Annotated in this window: 16 protein-coding genes; 9 read left to right on the plus strand and 7 right to left on the minus strand. The window is 62.9% G+C overall.

Features of this window, described 5'->3' with window-relative positions:
* Positions 1-130 precede the first annotated feature (130 nt).
* Positions 131-1,561 carry a putative bifunctional diguanylate cyclase/phosphodiesterase gene (locus tag ACVNHC_RS01680; RefSeq protein WP_457166272.1) on the minus strand — a complete coding sequence of 477 codons (1,431 nt, stop codon included), beginning with the start codon at positions 1,559-1,561 and terminating at the stop codon, positions 131-133.
* Positions 1,562-1,986: 425 nt separating this feature from the next.
* On the opposite strand from ACVNHC_RS01680, the gene glyS reads away from it, so the two are divergent.
* Complete coding sequence (gene glyS / locus ACVNHC_RS01685) at positions 1,987-4,065, plus strand: glycine--tRNA ligase subunit beta (RefSeq protein ID WP_457166273.1); 2,079 nt, start codon at positions 1,987-1,989, stop codon at positions 4,063-4,065.
* A gap of 510 nt (positions 4,066-4,575) precedes the next feature.
* Here glyS and ACVNHC_RS01690 read toward each other — a convergent pair.
* The 5 genes from ACVNHC_RS01690 to ACVNHC_RS01710 form a co-directional block, all read right to left on the minus strand.
* The gene (locus ACVNHC_RS01690) at positions 4,576-6,006 is read right to left on the minus strand and encodes a DEAD/DEAH box helicase (RefSeq protein WP_457166274.1); all 1,431 of its coding nucleotides are present in this window, start codon (positions 6,004-6,006) and stop codon (positions 4,576-4,578) included.
* 370 nt (positions 6,007-6,376) lie between these two features.
* On the minus strand, positions 6,377-6,703 hold the full coding sequence (locus tag ACVNHC_RS01695; protein ID WP_122519442.1) for a chorismate mutase: 327 nt from the start codon (positions 6,701-6,703) through the stop codon (positions 6,377-6,379).
* Positions 6,704-6,797: 94 nt separating this feature from the next.
* A complete protein-coding gene (locus tag ACVNHC_RS01700) occupies positions 6,798-9,092 on the minus strand; it encodes an NADP-dependent malic enzyme (RefSeq protein WP_058897795.1) in 2,295 nt (764 codons plus the stop codon).
* 78 nt (positions 9,093-9,170) lie between these two features.
* Positions 9,171-9,827: a ceramidase domain-containing protein gene (locus ACVNHC_RS01705; protein ID WP_457166275.1), complete on the minus strand. Its 657-nt coding sequence runs from the start codon at positions 9,825-9,827 to the stop codon at positions 9,171-9,173.
* 124 nt (positions 9,828-9,951) lie between these two features.
* On the minus strand, positions 9,952-11,412 hold the full coding sequence (locus ACVNHC_RS01710; protein WP_457166276.1) for an AMP nucleosidase: 1,461 nt from the start codon (positions 11,410-11,412) through the stop codon (positions 9,952-9,954).
* 482 nt (positions 11,413-11,894) lie between these two features.
* On the opposite strand from ACVNHC_RS01710, the gene ACVNHC_RS01715 reads away from it, so the two are divergent.
* From ACVNHC_RS01715 to ACVNHC_RS01740, 6 genes are all read left to right on the plus strand, one after another.
* Entirely contained in the window at positions 11,895-13,034 is a 1,140-nt protein-coding gene (locus tag ACVNHC_RS01715) for a site-specific DNA-methyltransferase (protein ID WP_050471942.1), read from the plus strand.
* Positions 13,035-13,176: 142 nt separating this feature from the next.
* A complete protein-coding gene (locus ACVNHC_RS01720) occupies positions 13,177-13,560 on the plus strand; it encodes an ArsR/SmtB family transcription factor (protein WP_050471943.1) in 384 nt (127 codons plus the stop codon).
* 10 nt (positions 13,561-13,570) lie between these two features.
* Positions 13,571-14,098: an arsenate reductase ArsC gene (locus tag ACVNHC_RS01725; protein ID WP_050471944.1), complete on the plus strand. Its 528-nt coding sequence runs from the start codon at positions 13,571-13,573 to the stop codon at positions 14,096-14,098.
* A gap of 3 nt (positions 14,099-14,101) precedes the next feature.
* Positions 14,102-15,160 (plus strand): ACR3 family arsenite efflux transporter, encoded by a 1,059-nt coding sequence (arsB, locus tag ACVNHC_RS01730; RefSeq protein ID WP_186415227.1) that lies wholly within the window; start codon positions 14,102-14,104, stop codon positions 15,158-15,160.
* A gap of 3 nt (positions 15,161-15,163) precedes the next feature.
* Complete coding sequence (gene arsC, locus ACVNHC_RS01735; RefSeq protein WP_050471946.1) at positions 15,164-15,586, plus strand: arsenate reductase (glutaredoxin); 423 nt, start codon at positions 15,164-15,166, stop codon at positions 15,584-15,586.
* A 118-nt stretch (positions 15,587-15,704) separates the two neighbouring features.
* Positions 15,705-16,658 carry a hypothetical protein gene (locus ACVNHC_RS01740; RefSeq protein ID WP_457166277.1) on the plus strand — a complete coding sequence of 318 codons (954 nt, stop codon included), beginning with the start codon at positions 15,705-15,707 and terminating at the stop codon, positions 16,656-16,658.
* A gap of 150 nt (positions 16,659-16,808) precedes the next feature.
* On the opposite strand, the gene tyrS is transcribed toward ACVNHC_RS01740, so the two are convergent.
* Positions 16,809-18,074: a tyrosine--tRNA ligase gene (tyrS, locus tag ACVNHC_RS01745; protein WP_050471948.1), complete on the minus strand. Its 1,266-nt coding sequence runs from the start codon at positions 18,072-18,074 to the stop codon at positions 16,809-16,811.
* A 426-nt stretch (positions 18,075-18,500) separates the two neighbouring features.
* Here tyrS and ACVNHC_RS01750 point away from each other — a divergent pair, with 426 nt between their 5' ends.
* Both ACVNHC_RS01750 and ACVNHC_RS01755 read left to right on the plus strand, forming a co-directional pair.
* Positions 18,501-19,118 (plus strand): TetR/AcrR family transcriptional regulator, encoded by a 618-nt coding sequence (locus ACVNHC_RS01750; RefSeq protein ID WP_457166278.1) that lies wholly within the window; start codon positions 18,501-18,503, stop codon positions 19,116-19,118.
* 3 nt (positions 19,119-19,121) lie between these two features.
* The gene (locus ACVNHC_RS01755; RefSeq protein WP_050471950.1) at positions 19,122-19,409 is read left to right on the plus strand and encodes a YciI family protein; all 288 of its coding nucleotides are present in this window, start codon (positions 19,122-19,124) and stop codon (positions 19,407-19,409) included.
* The last annotated feature ends 22 nt before the right edge of the window (positions 19,410-19,431 follow it).

A 19,431-nucleotide genomic window follows, 5' to 3' on the forward strand; every position in this document is an offset into this window, starting at 1 on the left:
TCCGCGCAGCGGGTGCCCCTTTTTGCCCCTCATACCAGGGCTTTCGATGTTGATACCAAGGCTTTCGATGCTGACGCATCACGTCTTGAAATTGCTCAAGCGCCGCACGGGCTTGACGCCTTGAAATTGGTCAAGCAGGAGACGAGGCATCCAGGCTCTGCTGGCGGGCAATGTTGGCGCAGAGCAGGGCATAAGCATCTTCCGCGCTGACCGCATGGGAAAACAGGAAACCCTGCCCGTAGTTGCAGCCTTCGTGGCGCAGCTGCGCTCGCTGCTCCTGCAATTCGATCCCCTCGGCAATGGCCTCGATACCAAGGCCCGCCGCAAGCCCCAGAATGGCGCGGACGATGGCGGCGTTCTCGCCCCCCTCTCCCATGCCCGCGATGAAAGACCGGTCGATCTTGATGCGGTCGACACGGAAGTCCCTGAGATACCTGAGACTGGAATGTCCGGTGCCGAAATCATCCAGCGCAATGCGGATGCCCGCATCCGAAAGCTGGCCGAGGATCTCCCGCGCCGTCTTGGGGTCCTTGATGAGGGCATTCTCCGTGATCTCGATTTCCAGCCGCTCCGGCGGAAAGCCGGTGTTGCCCAGAATGGTCAGGATGCGCAGCGGCAGCATCCGGTCGTGCAGTTGCACCGGCGACAGGTTGAAAGACAGATAGACATCGTCAGGCCAGCGCAGTGCCGCCTCGCAGGATTTCGTCAGAAGGTGGTCGGTCAGCTCCGGCATCAGGCCGCAGTCTTCCGCGATGGGAACGAAATGCGAGGGAGGCACCTTGCCGAAGTCCCGGTCTGTCCAGCGGGCCAGAGCCTCGAAGCCGGCAATCTTCTCGCTGCGCAGGTTCCAGATCGGCTGGAAGTGGGGGCTGATCTGGTTGCTGGCAATCGCCCCGCGCAGCCGCTGCTCCAGCAGCGTGCGGTGCAGGATCGCCGCGTCCATTTCCGTCTCGAAGAAGCGGAACGTGGAACGGCCGGACGTCTTGGCCCGGTACAGCGCCACATCGGCCCGGCGCAGCAGCTCGACGATGGAATAGCCATTGTCCGGAAAAACGGCGATGCCGACGCCGGAGCCCACCGTGACCTGCCGGGCACCGATGAGGAAGGGCTCCTGCACCCGGTTCAGCACCCGCCGTGCGACGCCCGCAGCCGCGTCCTTGTTGGCCAGAACCCCGGTGACGATGGCAAACTCATCCCCGCCCAGCCGGGCGACAAGCCCGCCCTCGCCCACGGCCTCGATCAGGCGGCCGGCGAACTCCTTGAGCAGAAGATCGCCGAAGCTGTGGCCATAGACATCGTTGACCGGTTTGAAGCCGTCGATGTCCATCATGATGACAGCGCGGAACTCGTCCGGCTCCATCATGTGCACCATGGAAGGAAACACCATTTCGATATGACGCCGGTTCGGCAGGCCGGTCAGCGGATCATGCTGGGCCTGGGCCTGCGCCTCCGTCAGCGAGGCCTCTGCTTCTTCCAGGGCATCGGACAGTTCATGTGTCTTGCGGACAGAGCCAACCCACGCCCCGGCAGCAGCGCTGGACAGAAAGGAGAGAACGATCACAGTGGCATATGGCCAATCACCCTGTTCAGTGGCTAAAGCAGAAGCTGCAACCAAAAATATAATAAACAGAACAGCAGACACAATTACAGGTAAGCAGAACTTGCTACTTGATATCAAAAGTATTATTTCAGACAGACTTTTTGTTACTGGTATTTTTGCCAAGTTAGGGCGAACTCCAAACTGCTCTCGATAGATTATCTCTTGAAGCCCATTGAAAAAGCATGAAACGAACCTCTTAAAACTGCACACGCCCCCGAAACATGCCCCAACGGAATTTGTGCTGAAGGCGGAAAAGGCGCCATTTCGCGGCGCTGCCGCAAGGTTGGGGGTGACATTTTTGGCCGGGCTTGGTAGGCACACGCGCTGCGGTGTGCGAGTGCTTGCCCGCGCCCTGCCCTGATGTTTTCTATCGAAGGTTCAGACCCATGCCCGATCTCCTGCTTGAACTGTTCAGCGAGGAAATCCCTGCCCGCATGCAGCGCCGTGCTGCCGATGACCTGAAGTCGCTGGTCACCAATGCGCTGGTGGAAGCCGGTCTGACCTATGAGGGCGCGAAGGCATTCGCCACGCCCCGCCGCCTTGCCCTGCATATCGCCGGCCTGCCTGTTGCCTCGAAGGCCACCCGCGAAGAGCGCAAGGGCCCGCGCGTCGGCTCCCCGGCGCAGGCGCTGGAAGGCTTCCTGCGCGGCGCAGGCCTTTCCTCCATCGAGGAAGCCACGATCCAGAGCGACCCGAAGAAGGGCGAGTTCTATATCGCCGTCATCGAGAAGCCGGGCCGCCCGGCGGAACAGATCATCGCGGAGGTGATGCCCGGCATCATCCGCAACTTCCCCTGGCCCAAATCCATGCGCTGGGGCTCCGGCACCCTGCGCTGGGTGCGCCCGCTGAAGTCCATCGTCGCCACCTTCGGTCCGGAAACGGAAGAGCCGGAAGTGATCGCCTTCGACATCGACGGCATCACCGCGGGCAACACGACGCGCGGCCACCGCTTCCACGGCAACGAGACCTTCACCGTCCGCCGCTTCGACGACTACATGACCAAGCTGGAAAAGCAGAAGGTCATCCTCGATGCCGACCGGCGCAAGGACGTGATCGTGCATGATGCGCGCGATCAGGCCATGGCGCTGGGGCTGGAGCTGGTGGAAGACGAAGGCCTGCTGGAGGAAGTCGCAGGGCTGGTGGAATGGCCGGTGGTGCTGACGGGCTCCTTCGACGAGGCGTTCCTGTCGATCCCGGACGAGTGCATCCGCCTGACCATCCGCGCCAACCAGAAGTGCTTCGTGCTGCGCAACCCGGCAACGGGGCGCCTTGCCAACCGCTTCGTGCTGACCTCGAACCTGATTGCAGCCGATGGCGGCAAGACGATCATCGCAGGCAACGAGAAGGTGATCCGCGCCCGCCTGTCCGACGCGCGCTTCTTCTGGGAAACGGACCTCAAGACCCGGCTGGAAGACAATCTGCCGAAGCTGGACAGCATCGTCTTCCACGAGAAGCTGGGCTCGCAGGGCGAGCGCGTGAAGCGCCTTGAGGCACTGGCCGCAGAACTGGCCCCCTCATGCGGGGCTGACGCTGACGAGGCCCGCCGCGCGGCGCGTCTGGCCAAGGCCGATCTCGTCTCCGGCATGGTTGGCGAGTTCCCCGAGCTGCAGGGTCTGATGGGCCGCTACTACGCCACCCACCAGGGCGAAAGCGCCTCCGTCGCTACGGCCATCGAGGACCATTACCGCCCGCAGGGCCCGTCCGACCGTGTACCGTCGAACCCGGTTGCCGTCGCTGTTGCGCTCGCCGACAAGCTGGATCTTCTCGCCGGCTTCTGGGCCATCGACGAAAAGCCGACCGGCTCCAAGGACCCCTTCGCCCTGCGCCGCGCCGCCCTTGGCGTCATCCGCATCATTCTGGAAAACAAGCTGCGCCTGCGGCTTGGCGGCATTGCAGCACCGCAGATCGGTGCGCGCGGCGCCGATGCCTCCGCCACCACGGCAGACCTCCTCTCCTTCTTCGCAGACCGTCTCAAGGTCCATCTGAAGGAAGAAGGCGCGCGGCATGATCTGATTGATGCCGTCTTTGCCCTTGGCGGACAGGATGACCTGCTGATGGTCGTGCGCCGCGTCGAGGCTCTGGGGGCGTTCCTAGCCACCGAGGACGGCGTCAACCTGCTGGCGGGCTACAAGCGTGCGGTCAACATCCTCAAGGCCGAGGAAAAGAAGGACGGCGCCGCCGTTTCCGGACGCCCGGTCGCAAGCCACTTCCGCGAAGAGGCCGAGATTGCACTGGCCAGCGCCATCGACACGGCTCGCGCTGCGGTCAGCGAGGCGCTTTCGGGCGAAGACTTCGCCGCCGCGATGGAGGCCCTCGCCGCCCTGCGCGCGCCGGTCGACCGGTTCTTTGCCGATATCCTCGTCAACGCCGATGAAGCGGAGCTGCGCGCCAACCGCCTGAAGCTCCTCGCCGAAATCCGCGACATCGCCGGCCTCGTCGCCGACTTCTCCAAGGTCGCCGGCTGAGTTCAGCCACCTGAAACGAAAAGCCCGCAGCGGAACACCACCGCTGCGGGCTTTCTTTTGTTTGGAGAACATGAAGCTTCTCCATCGTCTTCCCGGACGCAGCACAGATCTGCACCGGCAAGATAAGATGCTGACTGACAGTTGATATCCAACTCATCCCGGCCTTACGCCCCTAACGGGTCCCGGCGCAAGGCCGGGACGGTGCGATCGGGCGTAGACTGCATGCCATAACTTCGGCAGACCGCGTTGAGACGCCTCATGCCAGCCCGTACGGCGCATGAGTAAATTCAATGCGTGATGCGTCAGATCTCAGGGTCTTGGTGGCAGACGCCTCAGAAGGAGATACGTTTTCCGCGCCGTCCCGGCCTTGTGCCGGGACCTGTCAGGGACGAGCTATCGCCAGGTTCGCCCGAAGGCAGCCCCCTCACTGATCACGGCAGAAGCACAAACAAAAGGCCCGGCGGTTTCCCGCCGGGCCCTGAAATTTTCACACCGGAAGCAGCCTTACCCTTACGGGCGGGCGTCGCGGCGGTCGCTGCGGGACTGGACCTGCGCGGCAATCTGGGCCGGGCCGCCGTTCTGCGGGCGGCGCTGGCCGCCGCTGCCGGGCTTACGGGCCTGACCGCCATGCGGCTTGCCATGACCATTGCCAAAACCACCCTTGCCGCCTTCACCACGGCCACGGCCGCCTTCGGAACGGGCACTGTAGCCACGGCCCTGTTCACCACGTCCCTGTTCGCGTCCCTGGCCCTGGCCACGGCCCTGCTGGCTGCCACCGCGTGCCGGGCGCTTGGCAGCACCACGGCCTTCGGCCGGTGCTTCACCGCTGGCGACGGGGATGCGGAGGCCGGTCAGGCGCTCGATGTCACGCAGCAGGCCGATTTCGTCCGGTGCGCAGAAGGCGATGGCATCGCCATCGGCGCCTGCACGGGCGGTACGGCCGATGCGGTGCACGTAGCTTTCCGGCACATCCGGCAGGTCGAGGTTGTAGACGTGGCTGACGCCCGGAATGTCGATGCCGCGCGCAGCCACATCGGTGGCCACGAGAATGCGGGTCTCGCCGGACTTCAGTTCCTTGATGGCGCGGTCACGCTGGTTCTGGCTCTTGTTGCCATGGATGGCATTCGCCTTGAAACCGGCAGCTTCCAGACGGCGCACCACCTTGTCCGCGCCATGCTTGGTGCGGGCAAAGACCAGCGACAGATCGTCGGGGCGCTCGGACAGGCAGTTGATCAGCAGGCTGATCTTGTCGCCGTTCGAGACGAAGTGAACGCACTGGGTCACCTTGTCCGCCGTGCGGCCAGCCGGAGCCACTTCCACGCGGACCGGATCGGTCAGGTAGGAGCGGGACAGTTCCTCGATCTGCTTCGGCATGGTGGCCGAGAACAGCAGGGTCTGGCGCTTTTTCGGCACCAGATTGGCGATCTTGCGCAGGGCGTGGATGAAGCCGAGGTCCAGCATCTGGTCGGCTTCGTCCAGCACCAGATATTCCACCTGGTCAAGGCGCAGGGCGTTGCGGTCGATCAGATCGAGCAGACGGCCCGGCGTGGCGACGAGAATATCGCAGCCACGGGACATGCGCTTGATCTGCGGGCCGATGGAAACACCGCCCATGATGGTGGCAACCTGCAGCGGCGTCGACTTGATGAAGCCGATGAGGTTCTGCGCGATCTGGTTCACCAGTTCGCGGGTCGGAGCCAGGATCAGCGCGCGGGTGGCGCGGGCCGGTGCCGGCTTGGGGTTGGCGAGCATGCGCTCGACCAGCGGCAGGCCGAAAGCGGCGGTCTTGCCGGTGCCGGTCTGGGCCAGGCCCATCAGGTCATTGCCGGCGAGAATGAGCGGGATGGCTTCGCGCTGGATCGGGGTCGGCTGGTCGTAGCCGATAGCGGCGATGGCCTTGAGGATCGACTGGGAAAGCCCGAGAGCTTCAAACTGAGTCAAATGAAAACCTTCAACTGTCGCGCCTGCCGTATCAAAGGGCACGCGCACAAGGTGGACCGGCCCATGATGGACCAGCCTTTCGTGGCGGTTACGGCACGGGCCAAATGGCAATCCGGACCGTCAGAACCCCGCGTGAAATGGGAACCTGGGAAAAGGCATCGCAGCCTCTGGCGCGACGCGGAACGGCTCACGCATCCTGTCTGTCTCCGTCGCGGATCACCTTTCGGGAAGGGCCGGATCTGCCAGACCGCAGGATCTGCGGGCGCCCCGCAACAACATGTGAGGGGCAGGCGCGTGGAGAGGACGCAGGCCGCTCACGCGGCGGCCAAGCCGTATCTTGGCGCCTGTATCGGCGCCTGAAGCCTGAAAGTCAAGATAAAACGGTGCCCTGCGGCGCGAGCCCCAGCCGGGCGGCAATGGTGCGGCGCTCATAATCGACATTCCAGTCGATCAGCACACGCCAGACGGCTTCGGCCTGACCGGCTTCCAGTCCGAGGTCTTCCGCCCGCCCGCGCAGGCGCTCGATCATGGTTTCGATCCGCTCCGCATCAAAGGCTTCGTCCGGGTGCTGCTTGATCTGCGCCATCTGGCGCACATAGGTCTGCCGCTCGGCGAAAAGCTTCAGAAGAAGCTGGTCGATCCGGTCGATCTCGGTCCGGATGTCCCCCTTGGTGACGCAGTCCTTCGCAGGTTTCATTCCAAAAGGCCCTTTGCCTGTCCAAGCCGGAGAGGATGAACGCCGTAGCGCCTGCCGGTGCTGCTGGCTCCGGCAGGCGGACGGGATGGATGGCTCAGGCTTCCGCCTTCTTCTGTGCCTCGACGCAGGCCAGAGCCGACATGTTGACCACGCCGCGCGAGGTCACCGAGCCGGTGAGGATATGCGCGGGCTTGGCCGTGCCGAGCAGGATCGGGCCGACATGCAGGGCCTCCGTCGCCACCTTCAGCAGGTTCAGCGCGATGTTGGCCGCATCCAGATTCGGGAAGAGCAGCAGGTTCGCTTCGCCTTTCAGACGGCTGTCCGGCATGACGCGCTGGCGCAGCAGTTCGGACAGGGCCGAATCGCCGTGCATGTCGCCGTCCACTTCCAGCTCCGGGCATTCCTTCCAGAGGATGTCCAGCGCCTTGCGCATCTTGTCGGCAGAGGCCAGTTCGCGCGAGCCGAAGTTGGAGGCCGACAGCAGCGCCACCTTCGGCTCGATGCCGAAGCGGCGGATTTCCTCAGCAGCAAGCCGTGCCATCTCGGCCAGCTCTTCCGCGTCCGGATCCTCGGAGACGAAGGTGTCGGTGAGGAAGATCGCGCCACGGTCGTTGATCAGCAGCGACAGGGCCGAGAGGTCGCGCACACCGGCCTTGAGGCCGATGATCTGGCGGATATCGCGCAGATGGCGGATGAAACGGCCTTCAAGACCGCAGATCACCGCATCGGCTTCCCCGCGCCGCACGGCCAGCGCCGAAATGACGGTGGAGTTGGTGCGCACGATGGTGCGCGCCGCATCATGCGGCACGCCCTTGCGGCCGACGCAGGAGAAATACTCCTCCACATAATCGCGGTAGCGCGGATCGTCCTGCGGGTTGACGAACTCAAAGTCCACACCGGGGCGGATTTTCAGGCCAAAACGCTCGCAACGGGCCTTCAGCACGTCCGGACGGCCGACGAGGACCGGCACGGCGACCTTGTCCTCGATCAGCACCTGCGCCGCGCGCAGCACGCGCTCGTCCTCACCTTCCGCATAGATGATGCGCTTCGGCTCGCGGGTGGCGGCCTGGATGATCGGCTTCATCACGAGGCCGGAGCGGAAGACGAAGCGGTTCAGCGTGTCGAGATAGGCGTCAAAGTCCTCGATCGGGCGCGTGGCGACACCGGTTTCCATGGCCGCACGGGCGACTGCCGGTGCAATGCGCAGGATCAGGCGCTGATCGAACGGCGACGGGATCAGGTACTTCGGCCCGAAGGTCTCGGTCACGCCGCCATAGGCCCGGGCGGCAACGTCTGACGGCTCTTCCTTGGCAAGATCGGCGATGGCCTTCACCGCTGCATGCTTCATCTCTTCGTTGATCGCCGTCGCGCCCACATCCAGCGCGCCGCGGAAGATGTAGGGGAAGCACAGGACGTTGTTCACCTGGTTCGGGAAGTCCGAACGCCCGGTGCACATCATAACGTCGTCGCGCACGGCCAGCGCGGCTTCCGGCATGATTTCCGGATTGGGGTTGGCGAGCGCCAGGATCAGCGGGTTCGGCGCCATCTTGGCGACCATCTCCGGCTTCAGCACACCGGCGGCAGACAGGCCGAGGAACACGTCGGCACCCTCGATGATCTCGCCCAGCGTGCGCTTGTCCGTCTTCTGGGCAAAGATGCCCTTCCACGGGTCCATCAGGGCTTCGCGGCCTTCATAGACAACGCCCTCGATGTCCGAGACCCAGATGTTCTCGCGCTTGGCGCCGAGGGAGACGATGAGATTGAGGCAGGCGAGCGCGGCGGCACCGGCGCCGGAGGCGACGATCTTCACCTGATCGATCGGCTTGCCGGCCAGTTCCAGCGCATTCTTGACCGCCGCACCGACGATGATCGCCGTGCCGTGCTGGTCGTCGTGGAACACCGGGATGTTCATCCGCTCGCGCAGCTTGGCCTCGATCTGGAAACACTCCGGCGCCTTGATGTCCTCAAGGTTGATGCCGCCGAAGGTCGGCTCCAAAACGGCAACCGCATCGACGAACCGGTCAACGTCGAGCTCGTCCACCTCGATGTCGAAGACGTCGATGCCGGCGAACTTCTTGAACAGGACGGCCTTGCCTTCCATCACCGGCTTGGAGGCGAGCGGGCCGATGTTGCCGAGGCCCAGCACGGCGGTGCCGTTGGAAATCACGGCCACCAGATTGGCGCGGGAGGTGTAGAGCGCGGCCGTGGACGGGTCACGGGCAATTTCAAGGCAGGGAGCGGCAACACCGGGGGAGTAGGCCAGAGCCAGATCGCGCTGGTTACCGAGCGGCTTGGTGGCCTTGATCTCGAGTTTGCCCGGGCGCGGATGCATGTGGAAGAACAGTGCGGATTCTGTGAGATCGCTTCCAGCCGGTTTCTTGTCGCTCATGTCGCCTCTCGTCTCAACAGCGGTCTCAGCCGCCTTTCCCTCAAGGAGGCATGGCCCATCCGCGCGTGCGGTTCAACCTTATTTCGCACCTGCTCCACCGGTTGCAGGCAAAAGCAGCCGTAAAAGCAGGAAGAGAACCAACCCGTTGAGGATATGCCACATGAAATGGGTGCCCAGCGCGAGGCTGTCGCACACCGGCATGTCCAGCATGCGGAAGGTCAGCGAGGCAGCAAAAACCACTCCCGCAGCGGCAAGGCCCTTCGCCAGCCGGGCGCTGGAGCGCCATACCAGCGCCGCGACAACGAAGATGGCGGCAAGCGCCGGAACATAACCGGCCGAAGACCCCACCAGCGGTGCAAAAAGCCGCCCGGCGAAAGGCGATGCGGCGAAGAAGACAAGCGTGACGCCCACCGCCCAGTACCAGCGCAGCCCCAGGAAGCGGTTCAGCGCCGCGAAGAGATAGACATGGATGAAAAGGGCAATCGGGATGACATCCGCCAGCAGCGACCAGCGGTTGGCGAAGGTGTGGAACAGGAAGGAACCGATGCCTGTTGCCAGTGTGATCAGGATCAGCGCCAGAGCCAGCCAGTCGCCCGGCGCCCGCTTGCGCCACATCAGGAAGGCCACCAGCGCCGCCAGAATGAAGGAGGCATTGGTGATGGCATTGACCGGCTCGGACCAGAAACCGGCATCGAGCCGCTCGCAGTAATTGTTCAGCGGTTCCGTCCAGTTCATGCCTTCGCCTCCACGCCTGCGCCTCAGGTCAAATGTGACGCCGGACGGACAGTGGCAAGAGTGCCTGTCCTTTTTTACAGGGCAAAGACGGCAGGCAGCGCCCGCCTGCCGTCATATCCGGACCTTACTGGAAGGCCGTCTCCGCAAAGCTGCGCAGCTTGCGCGAATGCAGGCGTTCCGGCGGCATCGACCGCAACAGCTCCATGGCCCGCATGCCGATTTCCAGATGCTGTGCCACCTGCCGCTTGTAGAAATCCGTCGCCATGCCCGGCAGCTTCAACTCGCCGTGAAGCGGCTTGTCGGAGACACAGAGCAGCGTGCCGTAAGGCACACGGAAGCGGAAGCCGTTGGCGGCGATGGTGGCCGATTCCATGTCCAGCGCAATGGCGCGGGACTGGGAGAAGCGCTGCACGAGGCCGCGCTGGTCCCACAATTCCCAGTTCCGGTTGTCGATGGAGGCCACCGTGCCGGTGCGCATCACCTTCTTCAACTCATAGCCGGAGAAACCGGTGATCTCGGCAACCGCGCTTTCCAGCGCCACCTGCACCTCGGCCAGAGGCGGGATCGGCACCCACAGCGGCAGGTCCTGATCCAGCACATGGTCATCGCGCACATAGCCGTGCGCAAGCACATAGTCGCCCAGCGTCTGGCTGTTGCGCAGGCCCGCACAGTGGCCCAGCATCAGCCAGGCATGGGGCCGCAGCACGGCGATATGGTCGGTGATGGTCTTGGCGTTGGAAGGGCCGACGCCGATGTTGACCATGGTGATGCCGGAACTGTCGGCCCGCTTCAGGTGATAGGCCGGCATCTGCGGCAGCTTGGCCGGCGCCGTGCCGGACGACGGGGTTTTCTGCCCCGCCAGCGTCAGCAGGTTGCCGGGCTCGACGAAGGCGGTGTAGCCGCTTTCCGGATCGGCAATCGCTGCTTCCGCCATGCGGCAGAACTCGTCGATGTAGAACTGGTAGTTCGTGAAAAGCACGTAGTTCTGGAAATGCTCTGCCGCCGTCGCCGTGTAGTGCTGCAGGCGGTGCAGGGAATAGTCGATGCGCGGACCGGTGAAAGGCGCCAGCGGCATGATGCCGTCCACCGGCTCATAGGTGCCGTTGGCGATGGCGTCGTCCATCAGTGTCAGGTCCGGCAGGTCGAACATGTCCGCCAGCGGCCGCTCTCCGGCCAGATCCCCTGCCCCTTCCACATGGGTGCCATCATAGAAGGCGAAGTGCAGCGGGATCGGTGTCGTGCTGTCACCCACCAGCACCGGCACCCCGTGATTGCGGATCAGCAGGGCAATCTGCTGCGTCAGATACTGCTGGAACAGATCCGGCCGGGTGATCGTGGTGCCATGAATGCCGGGACCCGAGACAAACCCGAACGGCAGGCGGCTGTCGAGCCGCGAATGGCTCTCCGTGATCAGACGGATCTGCGGATAATAGGCCCTCACCCGGCCCTCGGGCGCCGCTCCTGCCACGAGATCGCGGAAAGCGTCCCGGATGAAGGCGGTGTTGCGCTCGAACAGCTCCATCAGCCGGGCGACGGCAGCGGCCGCATCGGTGAAGGGTTCCAGCGGCGCAGCGGGCGCCAGCACGAACGGGCGGGGATCCGTAAGGGGATTTCGGTAGGGCCGGTTTTTCAAATGCGTTCTCCTTATTGTTCTTAACCGGACAGGCTCTAACAGAGGCCCGCTTTCGTCAAGCCAAAGACGTCATTTTTTGAAATATTTTTCATCGCGCGAATGATTTTGCAGTTTGATGGGATCGCATTGCAGGGGCATGACAGAGCCAGCATGGTGAATCCGCCCGGACACATCAGGGCCCCGGCACCGCTTTCTCTCTGCCCCCGCTGCCTGGGATCATGGTTAATGCGGACAGGCCCTTCCCGGCCCTGCCGGCCGGAAAAGCACACTATTTCCGCCAGTTTTTCCAAGGCCAAAAGTTAACCTGCCGCACGAGTTTCACAAACCTAAAGAAAGCATTGAAATCAAAAAGAAAAATTAGAGCGCGCCTTAACCCGCGATTTACCAGATCCGGTAACCATGAGCCTCGAAATTGCGTGAGGTGCTGCGTCGCAATGAAAGTTCTGCGTACTGGGGTGTCCTCTGTGACACCCCTTGAAACCCAAGACAATGCCGCCACTCCGGCCTGGCTGAACACGATCCTGAAGGGCGACTGCGTTGCCGCCCTCAGCAAGCTGCCCTCGAAGTCGGTGGATCTGGTGTTTGCCGATCCGCCCTACAATCTTCAGCTCGGCGGCGATCTTCACCGTCCCGATCAGTCGAAGGTGGATGCCTGCGACGATCACTGGGACCAGTTCGAGAGCTTCGAGGCCTATGATGCCTTCACCCGCGCATGGCTGCTGGCCGTGCACCGTGTGATGAAGGACGATGCCTCGCTCTATGTCATCGGCTCCTACCACAACATCTTCCGCGTCGGCGCGATCCTTCAGGATCTGGGCTTCTGGATCCAGAACGACATCGTCTGGATCAAGTCCAATCCGATGCCGAATTTCCGCGGCAAGCGCTTCACCAACGCCCATGAGACGATCATCTGGGCGTCGAAGTCGAAGGCCTCCAAGCCGGTGTTCAACTACGATGCGCTGAAGACCTTCAACGAAGATCTGCAGATGCGCTCCGACTGGCACCTGCCGCTGTGCACGGGTGCGGAACGGCTGAAGGATGAAGACGGGCAGAAGGTCCATCCAACCCAGAAGCCGGAGTCCCTGCTCTACCGGGTGCTGACGGCCTCGTCCCGTCCGGGCGATGTGGTGCTCGATCCCTTCTTCGGCACCGGCACCACCGGCGCCGTCGCCAAGCGCCTTGGCCGCAACTACATCGGCATCGAGCGCGAGCAGAGCTACATCGATGCGGCCACTGCCCGCATCAATGCCATCGTGCCGGCCGAGGGCGTGTCCCTCGACATGCAGAAGGGCAAGCGCGCAGAGCCGCGCATTCCCTTCGGCTCGCTGCTGGAAGCTGGCCTGCTGGAACCGGGCACGGAGCTCATCTGCCCGAAGGGCAAGCATCTGGCCATTGTGCGCGCTGACGGTTCGCTGGTCAGCGGCCAGCACTCCGGCTCCATCCACAAGGTGGGTGCGCTCGTTCAGGGCGCGGAAAGCTGCAATGGCTGGACCTTCTGGCACCTGAAGGACCGGGGCAGCTTCAACCCGGTGGATGACCTGCGCAAGGAACTCAGATCCCGCCTCTTCGCCTGATCCATAGGCGAAAGGCCGGACATTCGCGTCCCCGCGAATTCCCGGAACACCCCCGGCTCCCCGAGGCCGGGGGTGTTTTTTTGTGCGCCAGCCCGGCGCAGGGGGATTGACTCGCTCCTTACATATCCATAATTCTGGATATATGGATGAACTAGAAACCATCGCTGCCCTTGCAGCCCTTGCTCAGGCGACCCGCCTTCAGGCCTTCCGCGCACTCGTGCAGGCAGAACCCGATGGCATTGCCGCCGGTGACCTCGCCCAGCGCCTCGGCGTGCCGCAGAACACGCTTTCCGCGCATCTGACGGTTCTTTCGCAAGCAGGACTTGTCACAGGACTGCGGCAAGGACGCTCTATCGTCTATCACGCGAATCCTGAGCAGCTCAGGCAGATGATGCTCTACCTCCTGAAAGATTGCTGCGGCGGCAAGGCCAGCCTGTGCGAGCCGCTGATCGCCGAACTGACCGGAAGCTACACGGATACCTGTTCTCCGGCCTGTGCCCCATTGCCTGACAGCCGGATGCCATAAGGAGCCTGCCATGACCGAGAAGACCTACAATGTGCTGTTCCTCTGCACCGGCAATTCTGCCCGCTCCATCCTCGCCGAAGGCATCCTGAACGCGACAGGCGGCGGCCGGTTCCGCGCCTATTCTGCGGGCAGCCAGCCGAAGGGCGCGGTCCATCCGCTTGCCCTCAAGACGCTGGATGCCCTTGGTTATCCGGCAGAAGGGTTCCGTTCCAAGAGCTGGGACGAATTCGCCGTGCCCGGCGCACCGCAGTTCGATTTCGTCTTCACGGTCTGCGACAACGCCGCTGGCGAAGCCTGCCCTGTGTGGCCGGGTCAGCCGATGACAGCCCATTGGGGCATCGAGGATCCTGCCGCCTTTGAAGGCGCAGCGTTCGAGAAGGAGCAGGCTTTCAGCCAGGCCGCCCGCTATCTCAAGAACCGCATCAGCGCCTTCCTCAATCTGCCGCTGGCCTCCATCGACGCCATGGCCCTGAAGAAGAAGCTCACCGACATCGGCACCCTTGAAGGTGCCACCAATCTTGCTGAAAAGGTGAAGTGATCCATGTCCCTGTTTGAACGCTACCTGACGCTGTGGGTGGGGCTGGCGATCATCGCCGGCATCGCCCTCGGCCACCTGCTGCCGCAGGTGTTCGAGGTGATCGGCACGCTGGAAATCGCCAAGGTCAACCTGCCCGTCGCCGCGCTGATCTGGCTGATGATCATCCCCATGCTGATGAAGATCGACTTTGCCGCCATCCGGCAGGTCGGCCAGCATTGGCGCGGCATGAGCATCACGCTGTTCTCGAACTGGGCGGTGAAGCCCTTCTCCATGGCGGTGCTCGGTTGGATCTTCATCGGCTGGCTGTTTGCCCCGCTGCTACCGCAGGACCAGATCGACAGCTACATCGCCGGGCTGATCCTCCTGGGGGCCGCGCCCTGCACGGCCATGGTCTTCGTCTGGTCGAACCTGACCCGGGGCGACGCGCCTTTCACCCTGACGCAGGTTGCCCTCAATGATGCGGTGATGGTGCTGGCCTTCGCCCCCATCGTCGCGCTGCTGCTGGGCGTCTCCTCCATCATCGTGCCCTGGGATACGCTGCTGATCTCGGTTGCCCTGTTCATCGTCGTGCCGGTGATTGCCGCGCAGATTCTGCGCAAGGTGCTGGGCACAGGTGATGGCCGGGCGCTGGCGCGCTTTCAGGAGCAGATCCAGCCACTGTCCATCGGCGCCCTGCTGCTGACCGTCGTGCTGCTCTTCGCCTTCCAGGGCAGCCAGATCCTTGCCCAGCCGCTGGTGATCGCCCTGCTGGCCGTGCCGATCCTGCTGCAGACCGTGTTCATCTTCGGCTTTGCCTATATCCTCAACCGGGTGACCGGTGAGGCCCATTGCATCGCAGGCCCTTCCGCCCTGATCGGCGCGTCGAACTTCTTCGAGCTGGCGGTCGCCACCGCCATCAGCCTCTTCGGCTTCAATTCCGGCGCAGCGCTCGCCACCGTTGTCGGCGTGCTCATCGAGGTGCCGGTGATGCTGGCGCTCGTTGCCGTCGTCAACCGCAGCAAGGGCTGGTACGAGGCCTCCCGCGCCGTTTCTGCCCGCAGCATCACAGAAGGACAGGCCTGAACCATGGATGCCACGATCTATCACAATCCCGCCTGCGGCACCTCGCGCAACACGCTGGAGATGATCCGCAACGCCGGGATCGAGCCCACGGTCATCGAATATCTGAAGACCCCGCCCGCCCGCGAGGACCTGGCCGCGATGATCGCCGCCGCAGGCCTCACCGTGCGCGGCGCCCTGCGTGAGAAAGGCACTCCCTTCGAGGAGATGGGCCTTGGCAATCCGGATCTCGATGATGCGGCACTGCTCGACGCGATGATGCGCGAGCCCATCCTCATCAACCGCCCCTTCGTCATCACCCCGCTTGGCACCCGCCTCTGCCGCCCCTCGGAAGTGGTGCTGGAGATCCTTCCGGACACCCACAAGGGCGCCTTCACCAAGGAAGACGGCGAAAAGGTTCTGGACGCGGACGGCAAACGGATCAGTTGAGCACGCTTCTGCAAGCAGCTTTGAAGGCCCGGAGAACCCACTCCGGGCCTTTTTCACATGAATGAGCATCAGGCGTCCTTGCACGTGTGGGCATGTCCTGCCCGGAACGGTGACCCAGATGGACTTGATGCTGGCCGCTTTGGCCTACCGCTTTTTCAGGCAGAACCGCCAGCAGACACAGCCTCTTTCTCCCGAGGAAGCGGCTGCTGCCATGCTGGCCGCGCTCCTGCCGGCCCTTCCCCAGGACAGCTTGCCACCTTCCCCAAGCCTTCCTGTTGAGAGGATTACTGACATGCCTGCAAATCCCACGCCGATCCGGCCCGTCATTCCGGCCAATTTCCTGTTTGGTACCCTACGGCTTGCCAACAATGCTGGTCAGTACAGCATCGAAGACGGCCAGTTTCCGAGCCTCTACTTCATCGACGACGCCGCAAACTTCATCCGTTACCGTCCCTTGCACGAACATGGCTTTCTCATCTCCGAGAAGACAAACCGCGATGTCTACATGTACGCAGGCCAGTGGAACAACGCTCAGACGATTCAGACGAATCTGAACGCTAACACGATCTACTCGGTCCTGCTTGGCAGAGACAAACCAACGATCAATGCCAACCTGCTGGCTTCGCAAGCAAATCAGATGAACACCCAGCAGCTCAACACATTCAACGCGGCCAACAATCCGATACAGGCGGGGCAGAACACGGTCTATATCAACGCAGGTCCCCTGCAGGGTTTGTTCTTCGGTGGCAGCGCAACCGCGACAAATAACAAGTATCAGCCCCTCTACATGCTGGACTTCGAGCACGGAGCGCAGAACAGACCTCACCTGGGCCACTCGGTTGCCATGCCTCAGGCAATTACAGGCTTTTACGAAAGCCGTTTCCCCGGGCTGATGACCTGCCTGATGCAAGCAGGCCAGAGCAAGCAGGAACTGACCATTCCCCTGCCCTCCACAGGACGCAGCCTGCCGATCCCGATCCGCAGCAATGTGGAGTACTTTCCACGCACAATGTTCGATTCCAGCGCCGAGCAGCAATCCTTCCTGATGACAATGATCCGCAGCTTCTCCTGACGGATTGGCAGGCGGCGGATTGTTGCCCGCCGCCTCGCCGCCAATGCCAAGGTGCTGAGATGCTGACGCATCACGCCTTGAAACGGCTCAAGCGCCGCACGGGCTTGACCAACTCCCGATGAGTCAAGCTTATCGGGAGTGGGTATATCCTCACCCAAACGCCACCAGCGCCTTGCGGCGTTTGCCGGCGGCGAGGGTGAGGCGGTCGTTGGCGCCCAGATCTCCGCTGGAAATGCGGCGGCGCGGATCGTCGGCGACATTGCCGTTGAGGCGCACGCCGCCGCCCTCAACCAGACGCCGGGCGTCGCTGTTGGAGGCGGCAAAGCCGGTGGCGACCAGCAGCTCCAGCAGGCCCAGATCCTGCGCCAGCATGGCGAGCGGCAGGGTATGGGTCGGCTCGGCGCTCATCTCGTCACCGGAGAACAGCGCATCGCCCTGCTCCAGCGCGTGGCGGGCGGCATCGGCACCGTGGACGATGCCGGTGACGTGGGTGGCCAGCAGCTTCTTCACCTCGTTGAGTTCGGCGCCTTGCAGATCGGACAGGCGCTCCACCTCGCTCAAGGGCAGCTCGGTGAAAAGCCGCAGGAAGCGCGGCACGTCCGCATCTGCCGTGTTGCGCCAGAACTGCCAGAAGCCGAAGGGCGACAGATGCTCCGGATGCAGCCACACGGCGCCGGCCGCCGTCTTGCCCATCTTGGCCCCGCTCGCCGTGGTCACCAGCGGCACGGTCAACCCATGCAGCTTGCGCCCGTCGCGGCGGCCAAGCTCGACGCCGTTGATGATGTTGCCCCACTGGTCCGAACCGCCGACCTGAAGGCTGCAGCCATGGCGGCGGGAGAGCTCCAGGAAATCCACCGCCTGCAGCATCATGTAGCAGAATTCCAGCACGGTCAGCGGCATCTGCGCCTCAAGCCGGGACTTGACGCTGTCGAAGGTCATCATGCGGTTGACGGTGAAATGGCTGCCGTAATCGCGCAGGAATTCGAGGAACTTCACTTCCGTCAGCCAGTCGGCATTGTCCACCAGCAGCGCGCCTTCCGCGCCGGAGAAATCGATCAGCGTCTCGACCGAGCGGCGGATACCGGCGATGTTGGCGGCAATCTGCTGCTTTTCGAGGATAGGACGCGCCTCGTTGCGGAAGCTGGGATCACCCACCTGGCTGGTGCCGCCGCCCAGAACGATGATGGGCCGGTGGCCGAGTTTCTGCAGCCAGCGCATGGTCATCAGCGGCATCAGGTGGCCGACATGCAGGCTCGCGGCCGTGGCATCAAAACCGGCATAGACCGTGACAGGCCCTTCCGCGAGGCGCGCATCCAGCGCCTCCAGTTCCGTGGTCTGGTTGACGAGCCCACGCTCGAACAGCACCTGCAGAGCTTCGGATTTGAGCGGGCTGGCCGGTTTTCCGGCCTCGATCATATGCTGGGTCACTTGCGGCTTCCTTCGGGAGTTTGCCCCTGTCAGGAGAGCCTTTGAAAACCAAAAAGCCGCCTGACGCGGCGGCTTTTTCGGGTTTGATCAAATGAGCAAGATCCTACGCAGCCGCCGGTATGGAGGTGACGTAATAAAAATACACAAAGGTGGCGGCGGTCTTGATCATGGCAGGATAGATGCCCCGGAACCATCCCGTCTGTCAAGCGGCCATGAAAAGCAGAATTCCGGCGGCCCCGGCATGGAGCCTTCTCCCGTTGAGCCTCACCGCGCCGGCCCACGCTGCAAGCCTTAAAATTATCATTTTGAATCAATAATATAAATACTTTCCAAAAGCGGAATGAATGAGAGCTTGCGGAATTAGGACATTTGACCTAATGATTATTAGGTCAAATGTCCTAATTCGTGAATGTGATGAGCTCCAGATCCACCAGAGAAATCATAACGGCCGTAGCCGACCAGCTTTTCTATGAGCGCGGCTTTGAGGCGGCCTCCTTTGCCAGCATCGCGTCTGAGGTGAAGATCTCGCGCGGGAATTTCTATTACCATTTCAAGACGAAGAACGAGATCCTGGAAGCCGTCATCGCCAAGCGGATCGCAGACCGGGAGGCCTTGCTGCAAGGCTGGGCGGAGGCCTTCCCGCCAGAGGACAGGATCCGCTGCTTCATCGGGATACTGATCACCAACCAGAGCAAGATCATGGCCTTCGGCTGTCCGGTCGGCACCCTGTCAGCAGAACTGGCGAAGCTGAACCATCCGGCACTCGATCAGGCCAATGAGCTGTTCACGGTCTTCCGCGCCTGGCTCAGGCAGCAATTCGAGGCTCTTGGTTTTGCAGGTCAGTCAGACGCCCTGGCCATGCATCTTCTTATGCGCAGTCAGGGCGTGGCCGCGCTCGCCAACGCCTATAAGGATGCCGAATTCGTCCGCCGGGAAGCTGAAGCCATGTCCGACTGGCTTGATCAGCAGATCGCGGCGCTGCCGCCAGCAACCTCCCCCCTTTCCCCCCTTGAGCAGCAGAAAGAGGACTGAAAGATGTATGCCGTATTTCTTGCATTCGGCCCCAACCGGAGCGCCGCACCGGCCCACATGGCCGCCCATAACGACTGGATCCGCAAGGGTTTCGAGGATGGGGTCTTTCTGATGACCGGCAGCCTTGTTCCTGGAAAAGGCGGAATGGTTCTCGCACATCAGATCAGCCGGACAGATCTGGAGGCACGCGTCGCCGGAGATCCCTTTGTCCGGGAGAAGATTGTCAGCGCCGAGATTCACGAGATCCAGCCTTCGCGGCTGGATGAAAGGCTTGCGTTCCTGCAGGCCTGAATACCGCCCGGAGCCTTCCGGC

The organism is Pannonibacter sp. Q-1, assembly GCF_054073275.1.

What these genes read in the sequence shown, in the direction of transcription:
- glyS (WP_457166273.1), top strand. Translation starts at nt 1,987, where the DNA reads ATGCCCGATCTCCTGCTTGAACTGTTCAGCGAGGAAATCCCTGCCCGC.
- ACVNHC_RS01695 (WP_122519442.1), bottom strand. Translation starts at nt 6,703, where the DNA reads ATGAAACCTGCGAAGGACTGCGTCACCAAGGGGGACATCCGGACCGAG.
- ACVNHC_RS01700 (WP_058897795.1), bottom strand. Translation starts at nt 9,092, where the DNA reads ATGAGCGACAAGAAACCGGCTGGAAGCGATCTCACAGAATCCGCACTG.
- ACVNHC_RS01705 (WP_457166275.1), bottom strand. Translation starts at nt 9,827, where the DNA reads ATGAACTGGACGGAACCGCTGAACAATTACTGCGAGCGGCTCGATGCC.
- ACVNHC_RS01715 (WP_050471942.1), top strand. Translation starts at nt 11,895, where the DNA reads ATGAAAGTTCTGCGTACTGGGGTGTCCTCTGTGACACCCCTTGAAACC.
- ACVNHC_RS01720 (WP_050471943.1), top strand. Translation starts at nt 13,177, where the DNA reads ATGGATGAACTAGAAACCATCGCTGCCCTTGCAGCCCTTGCTCAGGCG.
- ACVNHC_RS01725 (WP_050471944.1), top strand. Translation starts at nt 13,571, where the DNA reads ATGACCGAGAAGACCTACAATGTGCTGTTCCTCTGCACCGGCAATTCT.
- arsB (WP_186415227.1), top strand. Translation starts at nt 14,102, where the DNA reads ATGTCCCTGTTTGAACGCTACCTGACGCTGTGGGTGGGGCTGGCGATC.
- arsC (WP_050471946.1), top strand. Translation starts at nt 15,164, where the DNA reads ATGGATGCCACGATCTATCACAATCCCGCCTGCGGCACCTCGCGCAAC.
- ACVNHC_RS01740 (WP_457166277.1), top strand. Translation starts at nt 15,705, where the DNA reads ATGGACTTGATGCTGGCCGCTTTGGCCTACCGCTTTTTCAGGCAGAAC.
- tyrS (WP_050471948.1), bottom strand. Translation starts at nt 18,074, where the DNA reads ATGATCGAGGCCGGAAAACCGGCCAGCCCGCTCAAATCCGAAGCTCTG.
- ACVNHC_RS01750 (WP_457166278.1), top strand. Translation starts at nt 18,501, where the DNA reads ATGAGCTCCAGATCCACCAGAGAAATCATAACGGCCGTAGCCGACCAG.
- ACVNHC_RS01755 (WP_050471950.1), top strand. Translation starts at nt 19,122, where the DNA reads ATGTATGCCGTATTTCTTGCATTCGGCCCCAACCGGAGCGCCGCACCG.